Annotated in this window: 22 protein-coding genes; 15 read left to right on the forward strand and 7 right to left on the reverse strand. The window is 63.4% G+C overall.

What is annotated here, in order from left to right; translation table 11 throughout:
* The first annotated feature begins 70 nt into the window (after positions 1 to 70).
* The 4 genes from clpX (at position 71) to ACQ4N9_RS20215 (ending at position 6,376) form a co-directional block, all read left to right on the forward strand.
* Positions 71 to 1,354, forward strand: coding sequence for an ATP-dependent Clp protease ATP-binding subunit ClpX (clpX, locus tag ACQ4N9_RS20200; RefSeq protein WP_125463465.1), 1,284 nt, complete (start codon positions 71 to 73; stop codon positions 1,352 to 1,354).
* A 153-nt stretch (positions 1,355 to 1,507) separates the two neighbouring features.
* Positions 1,508 to 3,904 carry an endopeptidase La gene (lon, locus tag ACQ4N9_RS20205; protein ID WP_390967512.1) on the forward strand — a complete coding sequence of 799 codons (2,397 nt, stop codon included), beginning with the start codon at positions 1,508 to 1,510 and terminating at the stop codon, positions 3,902 to 3,904.
* Between the two features lie 153 nt (positions 3,905 to 4,057).
* Positions 4,058 to 4,330, forward strand: a complete 273-nt coding sequence (gene hupB, locus ACQ4N9_RS20210; protein ID WP_054892387.1) for a nucleoid-associated protein HU-beta — start codon at positions 4,058 to 4,060, stop codon at positions 4,328 to 4,330.
* A gap of 186 nt (positions 4,331 to 4,516) precedes the next feature.
* Positions 4,517 to 6,376 carry a SurA N-terminal domain-containing protein gene (locus ACQ4N9_RS20215; protein WP_390967513.1) on the forward strand — a complete coding sequence of 620 codons (1,860 nt, stop codon included), beginning with the start codon at positions 4,517 to 4,519 and terminating at the stop codon, positions 6,374 to 6,376.
* A 63-nt stretch (positions 6,377 to 6,439) separates the two neighbouring features.
* Here ACQ4N9_RS20215 and ACQ4N9_RS20220 read toward each other — a convergent pair whose 3' ends face one another.
* On the reverse strand, positions 6,440 to 7,480 hold the full coding sequence (locus ACQ4N9_RS20220) for a patatin-like phospholipase family protein (RefSeq protein ID WP_390967514.1): 1,041 nt from the start codon (positions 7,478 to 7,480) through the stop codon (positions 6,440 to 6,442).
* Positions 7,481 to 7,633: 153 nt separating this feature from the next.
* On the opposite strand from ACQ4N9_RS20220, the gene ACQ4N9_RS20225 reads away from it, so the two are divergent.
* The 3 genes from ACQ4N9_RS20225 to ACQ4N9_RS20235 all read left to right on the forward strand — a co-directional run bounded on the left by ACQ4N9_RS20225 (position 7,634) and on the right by ACQ4N9_RS20235 (position 9,573).
* Positions 7,634 to 7,912, forward strand: coding sequence for a hypothetical protein (locus ACQ4N9_RS20225; RefSeq protein ID WP_125463469.1), 279 nt, complete (start codon positions 7,634 to 7,636; stop codon positions 7,910 to 7,912).
* A 14-nt stretch (positions 7,913 to 7,926) separates the two neighbouring features.
* Complete coding sequence (locus ACQ4N9_RS20230) at positions 7,927 to 8,694, forward strand: CHAD domain-containing protein (RefSeq protein WP_390967515.1); 768 nt, start codon at positions 7,927 to 7,929, stop codon at positions 8,692 to 8,694.
* Between the two features lie 81 nt (positions 8,695 to 8,775).
* A complete protein-coding gene (locus ACQ4N9_RS20235; protein WP_390967516.1) occupies positions 8,776 to 9,573 on the forward strand; it encodes an acyl-CoA thioesterase in 798 nt (265 codons plus the stop codon).
* Positions 9,574 to 9,600: 27 nt separating this feature from the next.
* On the opposite strand, the gene ACQ4N9_RS20240 is transcribed toward ACQ4N9_RS20235, so the two are convergent.
* The 3 genes from ACQ4N9_RS20240 to ACQ4N9_RS20250 all read right to left on the reverse strand — a co-directional run bounded on the left by ACQ4N9_RS20240 (position 9,601) and on the right by ACQ4N9_RS20250 (position 12,432).
* Entirely contained in the window at positions 9,601 to 9,969 is a 369-nt protein-coding gene (locus ACQ4N9_RS20240; protein WP_390967517.1) for an Mpo1-like protein, read from the reverse strand.
* Between the two features lie 91 nt (positions 9,970 to 10,060).
* The gene (locus tag ACQ4N9_RS20245; protein ID WP_390967518.1) at positions 10,061 to 11,539 is read right to left on the reverse strand and encodes a methyl-accepting chemotaxis protein; all 1,479 of its coding nucleotides are present in this window, start codon (positions 11,537 to 11,539) and stop codon (positions 10,061 to 10,063) included.
* 86 nt (positions 11,540 to 11,625) lie between these two features.
* The gene (locus ACQ4N9_RS20250; protein ID WP_390967519.1) at positions 11,626 to 12,432 is read right to left on the reverse strand and encodes a TatD family hydrolase; all 807 of its coding nucleotides are present in this window, start codon (positions 12,430 to 12,432) and stop codon (positions 11,626 to 11,628) included.
* A gap of 158 nt (positions 12,433 to 12,590) precedes the next feature.
* Between ACQ4N9_RS20250 and ACQ4N9_RS20255 the strand changes: the two genes are divergently transcribed.
* The 4 genes from ACQ4N9_RS20255 to greB all read left to right on the forward strand — a co-directional run bounded on the left by ACQ4N9_RS20255 (position 12,591) and on the right by greB (position 15,650).
* Positions 12,591 to 13,997: a transglycosylase SLT domain-containing protein gene (locus ACQ4N9_RS20255; RefSeq protein WP_390967520.1), complete on the forward strand. Its 1,407-nt coding sequence runs from the start codon at positions 12,591 to 12,593 to the stop codon at positions 13,995 to 13,997.
* Between the two features lie 111 nt (positions 13,998 to 14,108).
* Positions 14,109 to 14,543: a DoxX family protein gene (locus ACQ4N9_RS20260; protein WP_110994343.1), complete on the forward strand. Its 435-nt coding sequence runs from the start codon at positions 14,109 to 14,111 to the stop codon at positions 14,541 to 14,543.
* 234 nt (positions 14,544 to 14,777) lie between these two features.
* On the forward strand, positions 14,778 to 15,086 hold the full coding sequence (locus ACQ4N9_RS20265) for a hypothetical protein (RefSeq protein WP_110994342.1): 309 nt from the start codon (positions 14,778 to 14,780) through the stop codon (positions 15,084 to 15,086).
* 90 nt (positions 15,087 to 15,176) lie between these two features.
* On the forward strand, positions 15,177 to 15,650 hold the full coding sequence (gene greB / locus ACQ4N9_RS20270) for a transcription elongation factor GreB (RefSeq protein ID WP_125463476.1): 474 nt from the start codon (positions 15,177 to 15,179) through the stop codon (positions 15,648 to 15,650).
* A 53-nt stretch (positions 15,651 to 15,703) separates the two neighbouring features.
* On the opposite strand, the gene ACQ4N9_RS20275 is transcribed toward greB, so the two are convergent.
* The gene (locus ACQ4N9_RS20275) at positions 15,704 to 18,211 is read right to left on the reverse strand and encodes an ABC transporter permease (RefSeq protein WP_390967521.1); all 2,508 of its coding nucleotides are present in this window, start codon (positions 18,209 to 18,211) and stop codon (positions 15,704 to 15,706) included.
* The gene (locus tag ACQ4N9_RS20280; protein ID WP_232879909.1) at positions 18,211 to 18,894 is read right to left on the reverse strand and encodes an ABC transporter ATP-binding protein; all 684 of its coding nucleotides are present in this window, start codon (positions 18,892 to 18,894) and stop codon (positions 18,211 to 18,213) included. The genes ACQ4N9_RS20275 and ACQ4N9_RS20280 overlap by 1 nt, the downstream gene beginning before the upstream one ends.
* Positions 18,895 to 18,904: 10 nt before the next feature.
* Here ACQ4N9_RS20280 and ACQ4N9_RS20285 point away from each other — a divergent pair, with 10 nt between their 5' ends.
* From ACQ4N9_RS20285 to ACQ4N9_RS20295, 3 genes are all read left to right on the forward strand, one after another.
* Positions 18,905 to 19,510: an arylesterase gene (locus tag ACQ4N9_RS20285; protein ID WP_153785902.1), complete on the forward strand. Its 606-nt coding sequence runs from the start codon at positions 18,905 to 18,907 to the stop codon at positions 19,508 to 19,510.
* 58 nt (positions 19,511 to 19,568) lie between these two features.
* Entirely contained in the window at positions 19,569 to 19,850 is a 282-nt protein-coding gene (locus ACQ4N9_RS20290; protein WP_347150182.1) for a hypothetical protein, read from the forward strand.
* 106 nt (positions 19,851 to 19,956) lie between these two features.
* The gene (locus ACQ4N9_RS20295) at positions 19,957 to 20,931 is read left to right on the forward strand and encodes a L,D-transpeptidase family protein (protein ID WP_390967522.1); all 975 of its coding nucleotides are present in this window, start codon (positions 19,957 to 19,959) and stop codon (positions 20,929 to 20,931) included.
* Between the two features lie 127 nt (positions 20,932 to 21,058).
* Here ACQ4N9_RS20295 and oprI read toward each other — a convergent pair whose 3' ends face one another.
* Entirely contained in the window at positions 21,059 to 21,310 is a 252-nt protein-coding gene (oprI, locus tag ACQ4N9_RS20300) for an outer membrane lipoprotei OprI (protein ID WP_003259780.1), read from the reverse strand.
* Between the two features lie 501 nt (positions 21,311 to 21,811).
* On the opposite strand from oprI, the gene ACQ4N9_RS20305 reads away from it, so the two are divergent.
* Positions 21,812 to 22,093 carry a GNAT family N-acetyltransferase gene (locus ACQ4N9_RS20305; protein ID WP_110994199.1) on the forward strand — a complete coding sequence of 94 codons (282 nt, stop codon included), beginning with the start codon at positions 21,812 to 21,814 and terminating at the stop codon, positions 22,091 to 22,093.
* Positions 22,094 to 22,131: the final 38 nt, after the last annotated feature.

Consider the following 22,131-nt stretch of genomic DNA (forward strand, 5'->3'; position numbering starts at 1 on the left):
ACCGCGGACTTGAAAAAGCCTGCGATTGCCTTCATCTTGTGTTTCAAGCCTACCGGATTGGATCGATCGAATGACTGACACCCGTAACGGCGAGGACAACGGCAAATTGCTCTATTGCTCCTTCTGCGGCAAAAGCCAGCACGAAGTGCGCAAGTTGATTGCCGGCCCCTCGGTATTTATCTGCGACGAGTGCGTCGACCTGTGCAACGACATCATCCGTGAGGAGGTGCAGGAAGCCCAGGCCGAGAGCAACGCGCACAAGTTACCCTCGCCGAAAGAAATCAGCGGCATCCTGGACCAGTACGTCATTGGTCAGGAGCGCGCCAAGAAGGTGCTTGCCGTAGCGGTATACAACCACTACAAGCGCCTGAACCAGCGTGACAAGAAGGGCGACGAAGTCGAACTCGGCAAAAGCAACATCCTGCTGATCGGGCCAACTGGCTCGGGCAAGACGCTGCTCGCCGAAACCCTCGCACGCCTGCTGAACGTACCGTTCACCATTGCCGACGCCACCACCCTGACCGAAGCCGGTTATGTGGGTGAGGACGTCGAGAACATCATTCAGAAACTGCTGCAAAAGTGCGACTACGACGTGGAAAAGGCCCAGATGGGCATTGTCTACATCGACGAGATCGACAAGATTTCGCGCAAGTCGGACAACCCGTCCATTACCCGTGATGTTTCGGGTGAGGGCGTGCAGCAGGCACTGCTGAAACTGATCGAAGGCACTGTCGCTTCCGTGCCGCCGCAAGGTGGTCGCAAGCACCCGCAACAGGAATTCCTGCAGGTTGATACCCGCAATATCCTGTTCATCTGCGGTGGCGCCTTCTCTGGCCTGGAAAAGGTCATCCAGAACCGCTCCACCAAGGGTGGTATCGGTTTCAGTGCAGAAGTGCGCAGCAAGGAAGAAGGCAAGAAAGTCGGCGAGTCTCTGCGTGAGGTCGAGCCGGACGATCTGGTCAAGTTTGGTCTCATCCCCGAGTTCGTCGGTCGTCTGCCGGTACTGGCGACGCTGGACGAGCTGGACGAGGCTGCACTGATGCAGATTCTGACCGAGCCGAAGAACGCGCTGACCAAGCAATACGCCAAGCTGTTCGAAATGGAAAGCGTCGACCTCGAGTTCCGCAGCGATGCGCTCAAGGCCGTTGCCCGCAAGGCGCTGGATCGCAAGACCGGTGCCCGTGGCCTGCGTTCGATCCTGGAAGGCGTGCTGCTCGACACCATGTACGAGATTCCTTCGCAGAAGGAAGTCAGCAAGGTGGTGATCGACGAAAGCGTCATCGAGGGTACTTCGAAGCCGCTGCTGATCTACGAAAACAGCGAGCCGCAAGCCAAGGCCGCCCCCGACGCCTGATCGGGCAAGGGGCAGCATGCAGAAAGGGGCCTTCGGGCCCCTTTTTGCATTTCCTGGTATCGGCGCTTGTAATTTCAAAGGGCTGCCCCCACATTAGCTCCAAGCACCATTTCCAACGGTTTCCGGCCACAAGGCCGCTGTAGAGGCGAAATCATGAAGACCACCCTCGACTTGCCTCTTTTGCCATTGCGCGACGTTGTCGTCTATCCGCACATGGTCATCCCACTGTTCGTGGGGCGTGAGAAGTCCATCGAAGCCCTCGAGGCGGCGATGACGGGCGAAAAGCAGATCCTCCTGCTGGCCCAGAAAAACCCTGCCGACGATGATCCGGGTGAGGACGCCCTGTACCGCGTCGGTACCGTCGCCACCGTCCTGCAACTGCTCAAGTTGCCCGATGGCACCGTCAAGGTGCTGGTCGAGGGTGAACAGCGCGGCTCAGTCGAACGCTTCAATGAAGTCGACGGCCACATCCGTGCCGAAGTCAGTCTGATCGACGAAGTTGAGGCCGCCGAGCGCGAATCTGAAGTCTTCGTGCGCACCTTGCTGTCGCAGTTCGAGCAGTACGTTCAGTTGGGCAAGAAGGTCCCGGCCGAAGTGTTGTCTTCACTCAACAGCATCGAAGAGCCGGGCCGCCTGGTCGACACCATGGCCGCGCACATGGCCTTGAAGATCGAGCAGAAGCAGGAAATCCTCGAGATTGTCGACCTACAGGCCCGTGTCGAACACGTGCTGGCGTTGCTGGATGCCGAGATCGACCTGTTGCAGGTCGAGAAGCGCATCCGTGGCCGGGTCAAGAAGCAGATGGAGCGCAGCCAGCGCGAGTACTACCTGAATGAGCAGATGAAGGCCATTCAGAAAGAGCTCGGCGATGGCGACGAAGGTCACAACGAAGTCGAAGAACTCAAGAAGCGCATCGAGGCCGCCGGCCTGCCGAAAGACGCCCTGACCAAGGCCCAGGCCGAGCTCAACAAGCTCAAGCAGATGTCGCCGATGTCCGCTGAAGCCACCGTGGTGCGTTCGTACCTGGACTGGCTGGTGCAGGTGCCGTGGAAGGCCCAGAGCAAGGTGCGCCTTGATCTCGCCAAGGCCGAAGAGATCCTGGATGCCGACCACTATGGCCTGGAAGAGGTCAAGGAACGCATTCTCGAATACCTCGCCGTGCAGAAGCGGGTGAAGAAGATTCGCGGCCCGGTGCTGTGCCTGGTCGGCCCGCCTGGCGTGGGCAAGACCTCGCTGGCCGAGTCGATTGCCGCTGCCACCAATCGCAAGTTCGTACGCATGGCCCTCGGTGGCGTGCGTGACGAAGCGGAAATCCGCGGTCACCGTCGTACCTACATTGGTTCGATGCCGGGCCGTTTGATTCAGAAAATGACCAAGGTGGGCGTACGCAACCCGCTGTTCCTGCTCGACGAAATCGACAAGATGGGCAGCGACATGCGTGGCGACCCGGCGTCGGCGCTGCTGGAAGTGCTCGATCCGGAGCAGAACCACAACTTCAACGATCACTACCTGGAGGTCGACTACGACCTGTCGGATGTGATGTTCCTGTGCACCTCGAACTCGATGAACATCCCGCCGGCGCTGCTTGACCGCATGGAAGTCATCCGTCTGCCGGGTTACACCGAGGACGAGAAGATCAACATCGCGGTCAAGTACCTGGTGCCCAAGCAGGTCAAGGCCAACGGCTTGAAGAAGGATGAGCTGGAGGTCGATGTTTCGGCGATCCGCGACATCATTCGCTACTACACCCGCGAAGCTGGTGTGCGAGGCCTGGAGCGGCAGATTGCCAAGGTGTGCCGCAAGGTGGTCAAGGAGCACACTGGGCAGAAGCAGTTCAAGGTCAAGGTCACCGGTGAGCAGCTTGAGCAACTGCTGGGCGTGAAGAAATTCCGCTACGGCCTCGCCGAGCAGCAGGATCAGATCGGCCAGGTCACCGGCCTTGCCTGGACCCAGGTGGGTGGTGAGCTGCTGACCATCGAAGCTGTGGTCATTCCCGGCAAGGGCCAGCTGATCAAGACCGGCTCGCTGGGCGACGTCATGGTCGAGTCGATCACCGCTGCGCAAACCGTGGTGCGAAGCCGTGCCGCAAGCCTGGGGATCGCTGCAGACTTCCATGAAAAGCGCGACGTTCACATCCATATGCCCGAAGGTGCCACACCCAAGGATGGCCCGAGCGCAGGCATTGGCATGTGCACCGCATTGGTCTCGGCGTTGACCCAGATCCCCGTGCGCGCAGATGTCGCGATGACCGGCGAGATCACCCTGCGTGGCCAGGTCCTGGCCATTGGTGGGCTCAAGGAAAAACTGCTGGCGGCACACCGTGGCGGGATCAAGACGGTGATCATTCCCGAGGAGAATGTTCGCGACTTGAAGGAAATTCCGGAAAATATCAAACAGGATCTTCAGATCAAACCGGTCAAATGGATTGACGAAGTCCTCCAAATTGCGCTGCAATACGCCCCGGAGCCCTTGCCAGATGTGGCTCCGGAGATTGTCGCCAAAGATGACAAGCGCGACAGCGATGCTAAGGAAAGAATCAGCACGCATTAGTAAGTATTTCGCTGGGGGGCTTTGGTTGACAGCTTTTTCGGGCCCTTGCTATAAAGCGGCACGCCATTGTCAACAGGCCACCCAGCGCTCGTTACACACGCTTTTCATTACATACTTAGAAACAAACTCAATAGAGAAATAAGGGGACTTAGAGTGAACAAGTCGGAACTGATTGACGCTATCGCCGCATCCGCTGACATCCCGAAAGCTGTTGCCGGCCGTGCGCTGGACGCAGTAATTGACTCCGTGACCGGTGCCCTGAAAGCAGGCGACGACGTCGTTCTGGTTGGCTTCGGTACCTTCTCGGTCAAAGAGCGCGCCGAGCGCACCGGCCGTAACCCGCAAACCGGCAAGGCGATCAAGATCGCTGCCGCCAAGGTTCCAGGTTTCAAGGCTGGTAAAGGCCTGAAAGACGCCGTCAACTAAGTCGTCTCTTTCAGCCGGCCCAGGTTTCGGCCAGGGTCGACCGCGTGACGGGCGGGTTCGCAAACGTTCCCGCTGGTACGCAAGCTTCGAAAAGGGCGCATCCACTGGATGCGCCTTTTTTCTATCAGGATTCTACCCACGCTCCGCGGTTGTCGACGCAGTGGTACAGCCGTTTCTGGGGGACGCATGCTGCAGAATATCAGGGACAATTCACAAGGTTGGATTGCCAAGACCATTATCGGCCTCATCGTCGTGCTGATGGCATTGACCGGCTTCGAGGCCATCTTCCAGGCCGCAACCCACAGCCAGGACGCTGCCAAGGTAAACGGCCAGACCATCAGCCAGAACGAGCTGAGCCAGGCCGTGGACATGCAGCGCCGCCAGCTGATGCAACAGCTGGGCAAGGACTTCGACCCTGCGCTGCTGGACGAAAAGATGCTGCGCGAGGCTGCGCTCAAGGGGCTGATCGATCGCAAACTGCTGTTGCAGGGCGCCGAGGATGCCAAGTTCGCTTTCTCCGAAGCTGCACTGGACCAACTGATCCTGCAGACGCCTGAGTTCCAGGTCGATGGCAAGTTCAGTGCCGAGCGTTTCGATTCGGTCATCCGCCAGATGGGCTACGGCCGCATGCAGTTCCGCGAGATGCTCGCCCAGGAAATGCTCATCGGCCAGTTGCGCACCGGCCTTGCCGGCAGCAGCTTCGTCACCGACAAGCAGGTTGAGGCGTTCGCCCGCCTGGAGAAGCAGACCCGTGACTTCGCCGCCCTGACCTTCAAGGCCGACCCGGCTGCGGTCAAGGTCAGCGACGATGAGGTGAAGGCCCACTACGACCAGCACGCCAAGGAATTCATGACCCCCGACCAGGTGGTCATTGATTACATCGAGCTGAAGAAGTCGGCCTTCTTCGACCAGGTCAAGGTCAACGACGACGAACTCAAGGCGTTGTACGACAAGGAAATCGCCAACCTGGGCGAGCAGCGCCATGCTGCGCACATCCTCATCGAAGTCAACGACAAGGCCAACGATGCCCAGGCCAAGGCCCGCATCGAAGAAATCCAGCAGCGCCTGAGCAAGGGCGAGGATTTTGCCAAGCTGGCCAAGGAGTTCTCTCAGGACCCAGGCTCTGCCAACACCGGCGGTGACCTTGGCTTTGCAGGCCCGGGCGTGTACGACCCGGCCTTCGAGGAAGCGCTGTACAAGCTGAACAAGGATCAGGTTTCCGCCCCGGTGCGTACCGAGTTTGGTTACCACCTGATCAAGCTGCTCGGCGTCGAAGCGCCGGATGTACCTAGCTTCGCCAGCCTGAAGGACAAGCTGACCCACGAGCTGAAAACCCAGCAAGTGGAGCAGCGCTTCGTCGAGGCCACCAAGCAGCTTGAAGATGCCGCGTTCGAAGCCTCCGACCTGGGCCAGCCGGCTCAGGACCTTGGCCTGAAAGTGCAGACCTCTGCGGCATTCGGCCGTGAAGGTGGCGAGGGCATTACCGCCAACCGTGCGGTGATCCAGGCTGCCTTCAGTGAAGAAGTGCTGGAGGAGGGCGCCAACAGCAACGGCGTCGAGCTGGACCCGGAGACCGTGGTCGTACTGCGCGTCAAAGAGCATCGCAAGCCTGAGCAATTGCCGCTGGAAGCCGTGGCCAAGAACATCAGCGCGCATCTGGCCAAGGAGAAGGCGACTGCCGAGCTCAAGGGCAAGGCTGACAAGCTGATCGCTGGCCTGCGTGACGGTTCGATCAAGGCAGCAAGCCAGAGCTGGAAGGTCCAGGAAGCCGCTACCCGTGGCCAGGACGGCATCGACCCTGCCGAGCTGCAGGCGGTGTTCCGCCTGGGCAAGCCGGCGTCCAAGGACCAGCCGGTGTACGGCAGTGTGGTGCTGGGCGACGGTAGCCTGGTGGTGTTGCAGCTCAAGGGTGTCAACGAGGGCGCTGCCGCCACTGACGAAGAGAAGGCGCAGATCCGTCGCTACCTCGCTTCGCGTGCCGGTTCGCAAGACTTCGCGGCCTACCGCAAATGGCTGGAAAGCAGTGCCGACATCACCCGCTACTGAGTGATGCAGCAATGACGAAACAGGCCGCGTATGCGGCCTGTTTCGTTTCTGCTGCACAGGCCCCTAACGGCGCACCCCCTCATGGCTGTCCAGCGTATCCCTGGCGACTTCGCGCCCCAGTGCGATCAGTTCAGGCGCCTTGTAGAACTCGAAGAACCGGCATACCCGCTTGGGTACGTTGATCAGCACATCCGGCGGATAACCGGCGATCTTGTATTGCGCCAGTGAGGTCTGCATCACCTCGAAGCTCTGGTTGATCAGGTCGAGCAGCGAAGCAGGGCCGACGTTATCGATGATGAACGAGCCGGTCGCGGACTTTGGCGCGCCTTCGGTCTCGGGCGCCGCGGCAGGCTGCTGGCCCTGTGGCCCGGCGCTTTCGCCCAGCCAGGGGTTGGGCGGGGTCAGGCCGTCAGCGGTGATTTCCTGTTCGATGCGCATCAGCTCCTCAGCGGGTTTGCGGCGAAACGGCAGGTGCGAGCCGAGCGAGCTGATCAGTGAGTCGAAGCGCATCTTGAAGGCTGCCGGGCGTTCGATCACCGGCAACTGGTACTGCTTCTGGTTGGTGGCGTTGAGGTTGACGGCAATGATCAGGTCGCAGTGGCTGGACACCACCGGCACGATCGGCAGGGGGTTGAGGATGCCGCCATCGACCAGCATGCGATTGCCTTGCATGACCGGGGTGAACAGGCTGGGGATCGCCGCCGAGGCGCGCATCGCCTGATGCAGGCAGCCTTCCTGGAACCAGATCTCTTGCTGGTTGGTAAGGTCGGTGGCCACCGCCGTGTAGGGGATGCGCAGTTGCTCGATGTTGATTTCGCCAACGATCTTGCGGATCTGCCCGAACACCTTGTCGCCACGGATTGCCCCCAGGCGAAAGCTGACATCCACCAGCCGCAGCACATCCAGGTAGTCCAGGCTTTCGATCCAGCTGCGGTATTCGTCGAGCTTGCCGGCCGCGTAGATGCCCCCGATCACCGCGCCCATGGAGCACCCTGCAATACAGGCGATTTCATAGCCGCGACGCTCGATTTCTTCGATCACGCCGATGTGCGCGTACCCCCGGGCACCGCCCGAGCCGAGCACCAATGCCACGCGTTTGCTCATGGTCTTCCCCCTGCGTATTGTGCAGCCACGGCCCTACAATGCGCCCATTGTTGCCTGTGCTTCAATGTAGCCCGCACTGGGCTACGCTGAGCAGGCAACTTTCTGCTCGCTATGCCGTCGAACGACCACTTTTTCACCTTTGAGGTAACACCGATGAAAGCCTGGATCACCCTTCCTCTGATTGTCCTGGCCTTGGCCGGTTGCGCGGGCAAGACGGCCTATCGCGACAGTTGCGGGACCCAGCTCGATGCTGCGTGGAAGGAGCTGGACCTGGCCAAGGCCGAAGGCTTCGCCGGTACTGTCAGCTATTCCAAGGCACTGTCACTGCTGACCGGGGCCAAGACCCAGCAGCAGTTCGAAGCGTTCGAAGGTTGTACCCGCAAAGCCGAGAAGGCGCGCTTCTATATTCGTGAGTCCCGCGCCGGGCGTTGACCGAGGAGCGCGCCATGTCCGCCATGCTCGACCATGTGGTTTTCCAGGTACTGACGCTGCAGGTAAGGTTGCTGGCCTGTCGTGAGCGGCTGGCGGCCGATACCGACAGCGAGGCGCTGCATGACCTGCGTATCGCCCTGCGGCGTCTGCGCAGCCTCATGCGCCCGCTGCGTGGCTTGCCGGGGGTGGAGCAACTGGAGGGCGCGGCGCAGGCGCTGGGTACCTTGACCACGCCGCTGCGTGATCGCGAGGTGCTGGCGGCGCAGCTCATCCAGCGGGGGCACTTGCAGGCCGGTCAGCGCCGCCTGGAGGGCAGGGCGCGTACGTTCGCCAGCGTGGCGCGTAGCCCCCAGCTTGCCCGCGTACTGGCGATTCTCGACGTGTTCCCGCTGTTCCTGCGTGCGGCCGACCGTGAAGGGCTGGTGCAGCGGCTGGAGCGGCGTGTCGACAGGCGCCTGCTCAAGCAGTGGCGCACCTTGGCGCAGGCGCTGGAGGATCCGGCCCATGACCGGCATCGCTTGCGCTTGTTGATAAAGCGCGTGCGCTACGGTGACGAGGCTTACCCGCAGCTCGATCACGCCGGCAAGCAGCTGCAAAGGCTGTTGAAGAAAGCCCAGGGCGACCTGGGCGACTGGCATGACCGTTTTCAATGGTTGCTGCAAGTGCGTGAGCACAGCGACCTGGCAGGCTGCAAGGTGGCCTGGGAGCATGAACTGCATGCCGCCGAACGCACCTCCGATATCACCCTCGAGGTGTTGCGCAAGGCCGTGGCGCGCCGATAGCCCGGCAAATGACCGATATGCGGGCTGCCGCACCTGCGGGTGCTGGTTAAGATCGGAACTTTTGCGCAGGAGCCAGGGCACATGAACTTCACCGAATTGTTGGCGGCAGCACGCCTGCACCCTGAAGCGGTCATTGTGCCGCCCAGCTGGGCGCAGGGGCGGGCGGTGTTCGGCGGCCTTATGGCCGCGATGGTGCATGAGGCGATGCGGCAGAAACTGGCTGACGACCGCCCGGTGCGCTCGCTGGCCATCACCTTTGTCGGTCCGGCGGCGCCGGATGTACCGATCAGCCTGGAAGTGGAGGTGCTGCGCGAGGGCAAGGCCGTCTGTACCCTGCTCGGTCGTGCCGTGCAGGGCGGCCAGGTGGTGACGCTGGTGCAGGGCAGTTTCGGCGCTGGCAGGCCTTCGGTGGTCGCGGTCGATGCGCAACCCCCGACGGCGATCAAGCCGTTGCAGCAGGCAGCGCCAGAGTTGCCGTACATCAAAGGGGTTACCCCGGAATTCATGCGTCACGTGGCGCTGCGTTGGGCTATCGGTGGGCTGCCGTTCAGCGGCAACGATTCACGCCACATGGGCGGCTGGGTGCGTCTGCGTGACGTGCCTGATGCTCCCTTTGAGGTGGCGCATCTGCTGGCCCTGGTCGATGCCTGGCCGCCCAGCCTGATGCCGTTCCTGAAGCAGCCAGCCGCAGGTAGCACCTTGACCTGGACCATCGAATTCGTCCAACCCACGCCACGGCTTTCGACGCAGGACTGGTGCGGCTATTGCGTAGAGACCGAGTATGCGAGGGATGGTTATGGACATGCCGCAGCCCGCCTGTGGACGGCAGACGGCGAGCTGTTGGCATTGAGTCGGCAGACGGTGACCGTGTTCGCTTGAGGCTGCTGGGGGGCGTGAAGGGGGCGGTCAGTGCCGATGCTTGTGCCGCTCACGCCAGGCGCGCCACCAGGCGCCGCTCAGCACGAACCGCGGGAAGGTGATGAATTGCTCGGTCAGCAGGCGTTTCACGGCGTCCTTGCGGTTGGCGAAGGGTTCCGGTTGTTCGGCCTCCAGGCGATGCCCCTGGCGTTGCAGGCCAAGGCCGGCGATCAGGGCGATGATGCCGACGGCGATCTGCGACAGGTCCAGGGCGAACAGCCCCGAGAGCACCAAAAGCGCACCCAGGATGAACAGCGGCACGGCAATCAGGTGCAACACCAGGTTGGCGGGGTGGCGGTGATTATGGTGGTAGCCGCGCCATTGCCAGGCGGGCAGGTTGGGCAGTCGCTTGCTCATGGGCAGTTCCTCATGGAGATGCCCAAAGTCTAGTGCGGCCCCCGGGAGGGGGCCAATCGAGGCTGGCTATGCTGGCAATAGCGCCAATGAACTAGAGCTTGAGCTGGCCGATGGCTTTGCTCAATTCCCCAGCCAGGGTCGCCAGCTCGCTGCTGGTGGTGGCTGAGCCCACGGTTTGCTGCACGGTTTGCTCGGTGACGTCACGGATGCTCACCACTGCGCGGTTCATCTCTTCGGCCACTTGGCTCTGCTGCTCGGCAGCCACCGCGATCTGGGTATTGTTCTCGCGCATCTGCGCCACGGCACGGGTGATCTCGGCGAGGGCCTCGCCAGCTTCCTGGGCCTGCTTGACACAGTCGTCGGCCTTGTACGAACTCTCCTGCATGAAGTCCACGGCATCACGGGTGCCGGCCTGCAGGTCAGCGACCATGGTGGTGATTTCGTCGGTGGAGGTTTGCACGCGCTTGGCCAGGTTGCGCACTTCGTCGGCGACCACCGCGAAGCCGCGGCCCAGGTCGCCGGCGCGGGCGGCCTCGATGGCGGCATTGAGGGCGAGCAGGTTGGTCTGTTCGGCGATGCTGTGGATCACCCCGACCACCCCGTTGATCTTCTGGCTGTCATCGGCCAATTGGCGGATCATCTCGGCGGTCTGCTGCACGCCGCTGGACAGGCCGGCAATCGAGTCCTGGACCCGGCTGACCACGGCCTGGCCGCTGCCGGCGAGGCCGTCGGCGCTCTGCGACAAGTCACGGGTGGCACCGGCATGCTCGGCGATGTGGTGCACGGTGGCGGTCATCTCGTTGATCGCCGTGGCGGCCTGGTCGGTCTCGCTCTGCTGGCCGATCATGCCGTGGCGCACTTCGTCCATGCTCCCGGCCAGGCGCGCAGCACCCGAGTCGAGCTGCGCGGCGGTGCGTGCGACAGTGCTGACCACGCGGTGGTAGGTGGTCTGCATGGCGTTGAACGCGCCGGCCATCTGCCCGACTTCGTCGCCACAGGCCAGCGGCACCCGCGCCGAGAGGTCGCCGGTTTTTTCCACGTGCAGCATCACGTCCTTCAACGTATTGAGCTGGCTGAGCAGGAAGCGGATCAACAACTGCGAAGCGCAGAGCATGGCCAGCATCAGCACCAGCACGCACACCGCATAGTTGCCGAAACGGTCGAAGAACACCTGGCGCAGGCTAGGCGCCTGGGCCAGCACGGCCAGGCGCCGATCGCCCTGGCGGAACACCTGGGCCCCCAGCACAGGGTTGTCACCTGCGATCCAGGCGCCGGGCAGCTCGACCCAGCCCTGGGCATCACGCAAGGCTTCGAGGGGTTCGCCGGCAAATTCGGGAGTCTGTCCGCTGCCCCAGGCAATCAGCCCGGGTTGGGCCGGCAGGGTTGTTCCGGGGGGCCAGGCGGCCAGCAGTTCGGCCTGGCGCTGGGCCATGGCCTGCGCGCCCGAAGCGCGCGCCTGCTGCTCCAGGGACACGGCATACAGCACCAGCAGCAGGGTGGTGACGAAGGCCACTGCGTTGACGGCCCAGAACTTGTACTTCAGGGAAATATTGCTAAGCCAGGCACCCATGGTAGGTCTTCTCTGAGTTGGCGGAAACATTGTTGGCAAGGTGCCATCATTGTGCCCGCCAGGGCCAGGACCCTCCTTGATATGCGTCAAGAAACCACAGGCAGCCCGAAGAACGCGCGCGCGCAGGCGGTGGTATGGGCTGCGGTGAATTCGACGCTTTCGCCGCGATGCACAGCCACCTCGCGCAATACTTCGGGCAGATACGCCGGCTCGTTGCGGCCATTTTTCGGTTTTGGCCGCAGGCTGCGCGGCAGCAGGTAGGGCGCGTCGCTCTCCAGCATCAGGCGGCCTGTCGGGATGTTGCCGACCAGCGGATGCAGATGAGTGCCGCGGCGCTCGTCGCAGATCCAGCCAGTGATGCCGATGTGCAGGTCGAGGTCGAGGTAGGCGAACAGCGCCTCGCGCTCGCCGGTAAAGCAATGCACCACGGCGGCGCTCAGTTGGTCGCGGTAGCCCTTGAGGATTGCCAGCAGGCGCTCGCTGGCGTCACGTTCGTGGAGGAACACCGGCAGGCGCAGTTCGACGGCCAGGGCCAGTTGGGCTTCCAGGGCTTTTTCCTGCTGCGGGCGAGGGGAGAAGTCGCGGTTGAAGTCCAGCCCGCATTCGCCGACGGCGCGCACCCGCGGTTGTTCGAGCAGGTGGCGCAACTGGCGCTCACTGTCGCTGCTCCAGCTCTTGGCATCATGGGGGTGCACACCGGCAGTGCTGAACAGGCGCTGGCCTTGCTCATCCAGGCGCTGGCACAGTTCAAGGGCTTCTTCACTGACGCCCAGGCTGGTGCCGGTCAGCACCATCTGCGCCACGCCGGCCTGCACGGCGCGCTCGACCACAGCCGCCTGCTGGTCATGGAAACTGCTGTTGGTCAGGTTGACGCCGATATCGATCAATTGCATGGTGCTACCTCGTGCCGCGGGGCGGCCAGCATAGCAAAAACCTGGAAATCGCGAAAAAACCAAGAACTTCAAACGTTTGCCATGGTCTTTTGCCGTCAGTCATCACGGATCGATCATTGCACATGGTGCCCGCCAACCGCCCTCGGACCTCTTCCTCCATGCTGCGAACCCTGCTGACGACTTTGATTATGTTCGGGCTGCTGGCCGCCGGGCCGGCCACTGCGCGCGAGCCGGGGCCCCAGCAGCATGTACCCGCCAGCCAGGCCCGCGACCTGGCGCAGATCCGCTCCAGCCAGGTGCTGCGGGTGCTGGTCAACCAGAGCCGCAACAGCTCCGGCGAGGTCAAGGGCGAACCGGTGGGCGTCGAGTACTACCGGCTGCGCGCCCTCGAGCACGCGCTCAATGCCCGGGTCGCCGATAATCAGGAAATCACCTTGAAAATCATCCCGCGGGCCAAGGAGCAATTGCTCGGTGCCTTGCAGCGGGGTGAAGGCGACCTGGCCGCGCCAGGTGAACTGCTTGATCCTGCCGGGGTGCGTGGCGTCGAGGCCAGTGCCCCGGTGCTTGACCAGGTGCCGCTGCTGCTGGTCGGGCGCAAGGGCGAGCGCAGCTACAGCCGGGCCGAGCAGTTGTCCGGGCGTACCGTCGCCCTGACCAGTGCCAGCGCTGCCGGGGCCGCGATCGAGGCGATCAACCAGCGCCTGGCGCTGCGCAAGCAAGCCCCGATCAAGGTGGAGTGGGTTGACCCGACTCTGGCGGTGGAGGATGTGCTGGAGATGGTCCAGGCCGGTATTTATCCGCTGACCGTGGTGGAGCGGCCCATCGCCCAACGCTGGGCGCGGGTGATGCCGCGCCTGCGCCTGGACAGCAAGCTGCAGCTGGCCCAGCCGCAAGCGCTGCGCTGGTATGTGCGACCTGATGCGCCGATGCTGCGGGCGGCAGTGGACCGCTTCCTCGCCACTTACCGCGCCCCGGACAACCAGGATGCCGCCTTCGAACGCATCTACCGGCGCCAGTACCGGGTTCACAATCCGCTGGCGCGCCAGGACCGGCAACGCCTGGAGTCGTTGCGCCCGGTTCTGCAGAAGCATGCCGGTGACCAGCAGTTCGACTGGCTGAACCTGGCGGCCCTGGCATTCAAGGAGTCCACCCTCGACCCCAAGGCGCGTGGCACAGGCGGGGCCCATGGATTGATGCAGATCACCCCGTCGGCGGCGCAGCGGGTGGGGGTGAGCAACACCGCCACGGTGGATGGCAATGTCCAGGCCAGCGCCCGCTATCTGGCCTTGATCCGCCGCAAGTTCTTCGCCAGCCCTCAACTCAACGAGCGCGAGCGCATGGCGTTCATCCTGGCGGCCTACAACCTCGGCCCGGAGCGGGTTCAGGCCATGCGCGCCGAAGCGCGGCGGCGCGGGCTCAACGGCAATCAGTGGTTCTTCCAGACCGAGCGCATCGCCATGGAGCAAGTGGGGATGGGGCCGGTGAACTTCGTCAACAGTGTCAACAAGTACTACCTGGCGTTCAACCGTGAACGCGCTTCCCTGGAGCGGCTGGCCAGGCGCTGACAAATCTAATTAATCGATAGTTATTACGCGATTATTGCGATTTTCTTATTCAGTCAATCGATTAAGATGGCGCTCATCCAAACCTACCCGCTTAAACAAGGAAGCAACAACATGAACAACACCCTCAAAGCCCTGTTCGTTACCCGTGCCGGTTTTGGCCTGAGCGTCGTGCGCATCCTGGTCGGTGTCATCTTCATGGCCCATGGCGCACAGAAACTGTTCGGCCTGTTTGGTGGCTACGGCCTCGAAGGCACCGGCCAGTGGATGGAGAGCATCGGCCTGGCGCCTGGCTACCTGATGGCCTTGCTGTCGGGCAGTGCCGAATTCTTCGGCGGCCTGGCCCTGGTGGTCGGCCTGCTGGCCCGTCCGGCGGCACTGGCGCTGAGTGTGACCCTGGTGGTGGCAATCTTCTCGGTGCACATCAACAACGGCCTGTTCATGTCCAACAACGGCTATGAGTTCGCCCTGGCGCTGCTGGCAGGCAGTGTGGCGGTGCTGATCGAAGGTGCGGGCCGCTTCTCGCTGGACCGCCTGATCGCACGCTGAACTCAAGCTGCAGCCTTCAAGCCGCACGGTGCAAGTTGATGAATGCGATCAACTTGCACCGTGCGGCTTGAAACTTGGAGCTCATCCCTCTAGCATACCGACTGCGCCGATTTAAACAGCTACTTGCGGGGCGCAGGACAACCCTCCCAGGTCATCCGAAATACCGCTAAAGCGCTGGTTCGGTGACGCCTCCCACCGCTGCCCAGCGGGATCAGCGAGGCGGAGAAAAACTCCATGAGTTGTCCACGTACCAGTGTCTGTTTGACCCCCCTGGCCAAAGACCAGGCCTCCCGCACCCCGCGCATTCTGCTCGGCGGCCAGCATCAGCCTACGCTCCTGCGCAACCTTGACGGTTTTTCCCGTCGCAAGGGCCAGGCCCGGGCTTTCCTCATCCAGTTCTTCGAAACCTGCACCCAGCTTGGCGAGTACGCCAACGACCGTTTCGACCTGGCCGTGATCCAGGCACCGGCCGCCGAGGATGCCGCCGAGGTTATCGGCCAGCTCACGCGCATCGCCCGCCAAGGGCTGATCACGCGCGCCTGATCGGCGTGTCAAACCCGCAGGTTTTTCGCTAAGCTCGGTCACTCGGTGGGCGCCTGGCGCCCGCTGCAGATGCACTGAGGAGGCAGCCGCTTGAGTACCAACATCATCACCACCGAAGGTCATGCAGCCCTGAAGCAGGAGCTTGATCATCTGTGGCGGGTCTATCGCCCGGAGATTACCCAGAAGGTCGCCTGGGCGGCGTCGCTGGGCGACCGCAGCGAGAACGCCGACTACCAGTACAACAAGAAGCTGCTGCGCGAGATCGACCGGCGCGTGCGCTACCTGCGCAAGCGCCTGGAAGACGTCAAGGTCGTGGCCTATTCACCCGAGCAGGAAGGCAAGGTGTTCTTCGGCGCCTGGGTGGAGATCGAGAACGACGACAGCGAGCAGCTGACCTTCCGTGTCGTCGGCTATGACGAGATCCATGGGCGTAATGACTACATCTCCATCGACTCGCCCATGGCCCGCGCCCTGCTCAAGAAGCAGGAGGGTGACGAGGTGCTGGTGCAGACGCCTACTGGCGAGGCGACCTGGTACATCAACCGCATCAGCTACAGGCCGTAGCCGTCTCATCAGAACCTGGGGCTGCGTGGCAGGCCCCAGGCCCCTCAGAGCATTCAGCCTTCCCGCAGTACCGCCAGCGGGCTGGCGTTGAGCGCACGCCGCGTGCCGATCACTCCGGCGCCGCCCACCAGCACCGCGCCTGCCAGTGGCAATCCCAGCAGCCACAGGTGCGGCGCCCAGTGCAGATCGAAGGCATAGCGGTACAGTGCCCAGGTGATCAGCTCGCAACCCACTGCGGCGAGCAGGCCGCTGACGGCACCCAGCAATCCGAATTCGATACGCCGGGCCTTGACCAGCAGCGGTCTCGCGGCCCCCAGGGCGCGTAGCAGGGCGCCCTGGCGGATGCGTTCGTCGAGGGTTGCCTGCAGGCCTGCGAACAGCACCGCCAGCCCCGCTGCCAGCACGAACAACAGCACATACTCCACCGCCAGCGTCACCTGGGCGAGGATGCTGCGTAGCTGGCCGAGCAGGACGTCGACCTGGAGGATGGTCGCTGCCGGGAATGCCCGTGACAGCGCGACGATTTCCTGATCATGGCCTGGGGCAAGGTAGAAGCTGGTCAGGTAAGTGGCGGGCAAGCCCTGCAGTGTCCCGGGCTGGAAGATCATGTAGAAGTTGGGCTGAAAACTGTCCCAGTGCACCGTGCGCAGGCTACTGACCCTGGCCTGGCGCTGCTGGCCACCGATGTCGAAGGTCAGCAGGTCGCCCAGTTGCAGGTTGAGGCTCTGCGCCAGCTCTGCCTCGACCGAAACGCCAGGTATGGCAGCGTCCTGCGGCGCCTGTTGCCACCAGTTGCCGGCGCTCAGCGCGTTGCCCTGGGGCGGCTCGGCGGCCCAGGTCAGGCTGAGGTCGCGCTGGATCGCTCGCTCGCCGGTGGACTCCTTGCTCACCAACTGGCGTACCGGCTGCTCGTTGATGTGGGTGAGGCGGCCGGGGATTACCGGATACAGCGGCGCGGAGGTCGCGTTGATCTGCGCCAGGCGCTCAATGAACGGCTGGCGTTCATCAGGCAGGATGTTCAGGGCGAAATGGTTGGGGGCATCCTTGGGCAGTTGCGCCTGCCAGTTGTCGAGCAGCTCCGCGCGCAGCAGCGCCACCAAGCCCATGGCCAGCAGGATCAGGCCGAAGGCCAGGGCCTGGCTGGCAGCTGCCAGTGGATGACGTAACAGCTGGCCCAGCCCCAGGCGCCAGGCCAACGGCGCGCCGGCCAGGAGCTGGCGCAGGCTGCGCAAGCCGAGCAGCAGCAGGCCGCCGAGCAGCAGCGCGGCGATCAAGCCGCCCCCCAGCAGGGCGAAGGTGAGCAGCAGATCGAGGCTCAGGCGCCACATGATCAGGCCCAGGGCGAGCAGGGCTGCGCCATACACCAGCCAGCTGCTGGTTGGCGTGGGCAACAGGTCGCGGCGCAGCACCCGCAAGGGCGGCACGCGGCCGAGGGCGGCTAGTGGTGGCAGGGCGAAACCGGCCAGCGCCACCAGCCCGGTGCCGATCCCGGCCAGCGCGGGCGCGAGGCCGCCGGGGGGCAGTTGGCTGGGCAGCAGGCCTTCGAGCAGGCGGAACAGGCCCAGTTGGGCGAGCCAGCCGAGCAGGGCGCCGCCGAGGGCCGCGACCGTGCCGAGCATGGCCAGTTGCAGGCTGTACAGCCCCAGTGCCTGGTGCCGCGACAGGCCGAGGCAGCGCAGCAATGCGCAGGCGTCCAGGCGCCGGGCGGCGTAACGGCTGGCCGACAGGGCCACGGCGACACCGGCCAGCAGCACAGCCACCAGGCTGGCCATGTTCAGGTAGCGCTCGGCCTTGCCCAGCGCCCCGCCGATCTGACGGTTGCCATCACGGGTGTCGAGCAGGCGCTGATTGGCTGCCAGGCTGGCTTCGGCGGTTTTGCGGTACTGGGCCAGGGCTTCGATGTCGCCTCGCCACAGCTCCCGGTAGCTGACCCGGCTGCCCGGCTGGATCACCCCGGTGGCTTCGAGGTCGGCAAGGTTCATCAGCACCCGTGGGGTGAGGCTGTAGAAGTTGTTGGCGCGGTCTGGCTCGTAGGTCAGTACGCGGCTCATGCGCAGGGTCTTCATGCCTACATCGATGCTGTCGCCCACCGACAGCCCGAGCGCCGCCAGCAGGCGTGGCTCGACCCAGGCTTCACCGGGTGCCGGGCCGCCACCGGGCGTTTCCGCGGCATAGGGTGCGGCGGCGCTGCGCAACTGGCCGCGCAGGGGGTAGGCGGCGTCGGCAGCTTTGATGCTCGACAGCTGAATGCCGCTGTCGCCGCCGACCACGCTGGTGAACTCCACCACCTGGGCGTGGCGCAGGCCCAGCACGGTGCCATCGGCTATTTGCTGCGCCGTTGCCGGCGCGCTGCCTTGCAGCACCAGGTCGGCGCCGAGGAATTCACTGGCGCGCAACTGCATCGCGCCATTGAGGCGGCTGCCGAAGTAGCCGATGGCGGTGCTCGCCGCCACTGCCACCAGCAGGGCGAAGAACAGCACGCGCACTTCGCTGGCGCGGGCATCGCGTAGCAGCTGGCGCAGCGAGAGCGCGCACAGGCGCAGGAAGGGCAGGCGAGTCATCAGGGCTCCAGGGGCGCGACCAGGCGGCCGGCATCCAGGCGGATCAGGCGGCGGCAGCGGCTGGCCAGCCGCTCGTCGTGGGTGACCAGTACCAGCGTGGTGCCGCGCTCCTGGTTCAGTTCGAACAGCAGGTCGCTGATGCGCTCGCCGGTGTGGCTGTCGAGGTTGCCGGTGGGTTCATCGGCAAACAGCACCGCAGGTTGCGCGGCGAACGCGCGGGCGATCGCCACCCGTTGCTGTTCGCCGCCGGAAAGCTGGCGTGGGGTGTGGCTCAGGCGTTTGCCCAGGCCGACCCGCTCGAGCAGGCTGCGGGCGTGCTCGCGGGCATCGCGGCGGCCATCGAGCTCCAGCGGCAGCATCACGTTCTCCAGGGCATTGAGGCTGTCGAGCAGCTGGAATGACTGAAAGACAAAGCCGACGTGCTCGGCGCGTACCCGGGCGCGCTGGTCTTCATCGAGCGGGCCGAGGTCGTGGCCGGCCAGGATGACCTTGCCGGCGCTGGGGCGATCAAGCCCGGCGAGCAGGCCGAGCAGGGTGGATTTGCCGGAGCCGGAAGCGCCGACGATGGCCAGGCTGTCGCCTTGGGCAAGGTCGAGGGAGAGTGCGTGGAGGATGGTCAGGTCGCCTTCCGCGCTGGGGACCACTTTGCTAAGGTTCTGCGCAACGAGAATGCTGGGGCCCATGGAGAATCCGATGCGAATGTGGTGGTTGAGTGCCGGTCTGGCCCTGTGTTGCCTGGCCCAGGGCGCGGTGGCGGGAACGGTACTGGTCGTCGGCGATAGTATCAGCGCCGGTTTTGGCCTGGATACCCGCCAGGGGTGGGTCGCACTCCTGCAGCAACGCCTGCAGCGCGAGGGCTTTGACGATCAGGTGGTCAATGCTTCGATCAGCGGCGACACCAGTGCTGGTGGCCAGGCGCGGCTGCCGGCGCTGCTTGCAGCGCACAAGCCGGGCCTGGTGGTGCTGGAACTGGGGGGTAATGACGGCCTGCGCGGGCAGCCTCCCCAGCAATTGCAACAAAATCTTGCCTCGATGATCGACGATGCCCGTGAAGCGGGGGCAAAAGTCGTATTGCTGGGCATGCGCCTGCCGCCTAATTATGGCGTGCGCTACACGACGGCCTTCGCCCGGGTTTACGAGCAACTGGCCGGCGAGAAAAACGTGGCGCTGGTACCGTTCTTCCTCGAGGGCATCGGTGGGGTGCCGGAGATGATGCAGGCCGATGGCATTCATCCCGCCCAGGGGGCCCAGCAGCGTTTGCTGGAAAATGCCTGGCCGGCGATAAAACCCTTGCTGTGACGCTTTTATCGGGAGCCGCTTTCGGCTAATGTTGCGCCCCCCGATTCGAGTGCCCCCGATGCCCCGCCCCGCCTGGTCCCTGTACGCCTATCAACTGATCGAGCCTGACGAGCAGCTTGACCTGTTCGCCTGCCAGGAGATCCGCGTGCACCTGGCGGCCCGCCAGCTGGAGCTGGGTGTGCCGGCCGACCGTACCCTGTGCGGTGGCCTGCTGCCGGCGCAACCGCGCTGGTCGGTGGTGGAGCGCGCCATCTACCGCGACGAGCGCCTGTGCGCGCTGTGCAAGGCCATCCTTGATGCCCAGCGCCACGGCATGCGCCCGGTCTGGCCGCAACTCTGAGCACCTTTCATCATCTGAAACGCTTGCTCGCCGCCAACGCCTCCCGCTCGCCGGTGCACGGGTGTACAATCGGCTCCCTTGACTGACCTTTCGAAGGATTTACCGGATGTTGCCGCGCTTTCCCGCCGTCACCCGTAGCCTGTCCCTGGCCGCCCTGCTGGTAGCCGGCCCCGCCGTTGCGCTGGAACTGCCGTTGCCCCCTCCTGGTGAAGACGTCGTCGGCCAGGTTCGGGTGATCAAGGCCAAGTACGAAGACACCTTCGCCGACATCGGTACCGCCAACGACCTGGGCTACCTCGAAATGATCGCCGCCAACCCGGGCGTCGACCCCTGGTTGCCGGGCGCCGGTACCGAGATCATCCTGCCCACGCGCTACGTCCTGCCACCCGGGCCGCGTGAAGGCATCGTCATCAACCTCGCCGAGTACCGCCTCTACTACTACCCGAAAGGGCAGAACGTGGTGCACACCTTCCCGCTGGGTATCGGCCGCGAGGGTTGGGGTTCGCCGATTGCCAACACCCGCATCACCGCCAAGACTCCTAATCCGACCTGGACGCCACCTGCCTCCATTCGTAAGGAACATGCTGCCGATGGCGATATCCTGCCCGCAGTTGTCCCGGCCGGCCCGGACAACCCGCTGGGGCCGTTCAAGTTCACCTTGGGCGTGCCGGGCTACCTGATCCACGGTTCGAACAAGAAGTTCGGTATTGGCATGCGCACCAGTCACGGTTGCTTCCGCATGCTCAATAACAACGTGTTGACGCTGTCGAAGATGGTCCCGGTAAACACCTCGGTTCGCATCATCAACGAGCCTTACAAGTTCGGCGTCAGTGGCGGCAAAGTCTACCTTGAAGCGCACACGCCGCTGGATGACCAAGGCAACCCGTCGGTGGTCGACAAGCACACCGCAGTCATCAATGCGCTGCTCAAGCGTGAGGACCTGGCCAACAACTTGCGCATGAACTGGGACATGGTGCGTGATGTGGTTGCCGCCGAAGATGGCATGCCGGTTGAAATCGCCGTCCCGGTCAATGGTGGTGCCGCACCGGTGGTCTCGAGCATTCCAGCCGAACTGCAGTAAGCCATTTGCGACTGGTGTAGAGGCCTGCCTTAGTGCAGGCCTTTTCGTTTGTGCGCAGTGCCTTTCACCAGGCAATAAAAAAGCCGACCCACAAGTGGGTCGGCTTCTTAACAATCCGTGAGGATTATTACTTGCGGCTGGCTTTGTCCAGCATACGCAGAGCGCGCTCGTTGGCTTCGTCAGCGGTTTGCTGAGCCTTCTGAGCAGCTGCCAGAGCGTCGTCAGCTTTGCGGTAGGCTTCGTCTGCACGAGCTTGGGCGCGAGCTGCTGCGTCTTCGGTAGCGGTCAGGCGAGCTTCGGTTTCTTTGGAGACGCTGCTGCAACCGGTAGCCAGAACTGCGGCCAGGGCCAGAGCAGAGAATTTCAGAACGTTGTTCATCGTGTTCCCCTTCAAGGACTTTCTATTTAAATAGCCATCTCTCGGAAAAGAGAAACTGGCCGGCGTACATAGTACCCATTACTTGTAGTAAGTAAACTGACTGAGCGCAAGAACTGCAAAAAAAATGTGGCGAGCGGGCAGCAGTGACGGGTTCTGCAGGCCATCTGTGAAAATTGTGTGAGACGCACGCAAGCGATTGTAGGGTGGGAACTTTTTTGTTGAACTAAGGGTGACTTCAACTGTCGGTGAGCGTCTTAGCCCAAAGAGCATTCGGCGCGTATCATGCTACCAGGCCAGTGTGGCAAAACCGCGCTGTTGGATTTTCAGTCCGGCCGCTTGAGCAACCCCGCTTGTGCCGCCTACTATTTGTAGGTGCCCAGGGTCAGAACGATCAAGGTCGTGCAACTGTCCAACGGGCCAGAGGTGGCGCAGAGGTTCCCCGCCGGATACAAACACATCGGTAAGGTATGGGTCTGCCGACAAGACCTGCGAGGAGTAGTGATGAGCGAGACGCTGACCATCCACCATGACCAGGCGGGTCATCAATTCGAGACCAATGTGGACGGTCACCGGGCGTACCTCACGTACATGGACCTGGGCAAGCAGACGCTGGACATCTATCGCACCTTCGTGCCCAACGCCCTGCGCGGGCGCGGCATCGCTGCCGCCTTGACCGAAAAGGCACTGGAGTACGCCGAGCAGATGGGTTACACCGTCATCCCGTCCTGTTCGTACGTGGAGCGCTACATGGAGCGTCAGCAGCGTCACTCGAGCAAGGCCTGAAAACCTCGCCGTACACATGAAAACGCCGGGCATTGCCC

This window comes from Pseudomonas sp. ES1 (genome assembly GCF_050586605.1).
GTDB classification, from domain to species: Bacteria; Pseudomonadota; Gammaproteobacteria; order Pseudomonadales; family Pseudomonadaceae; genus Aquipseudomonas; species Aquipseudomonas sichuanensis.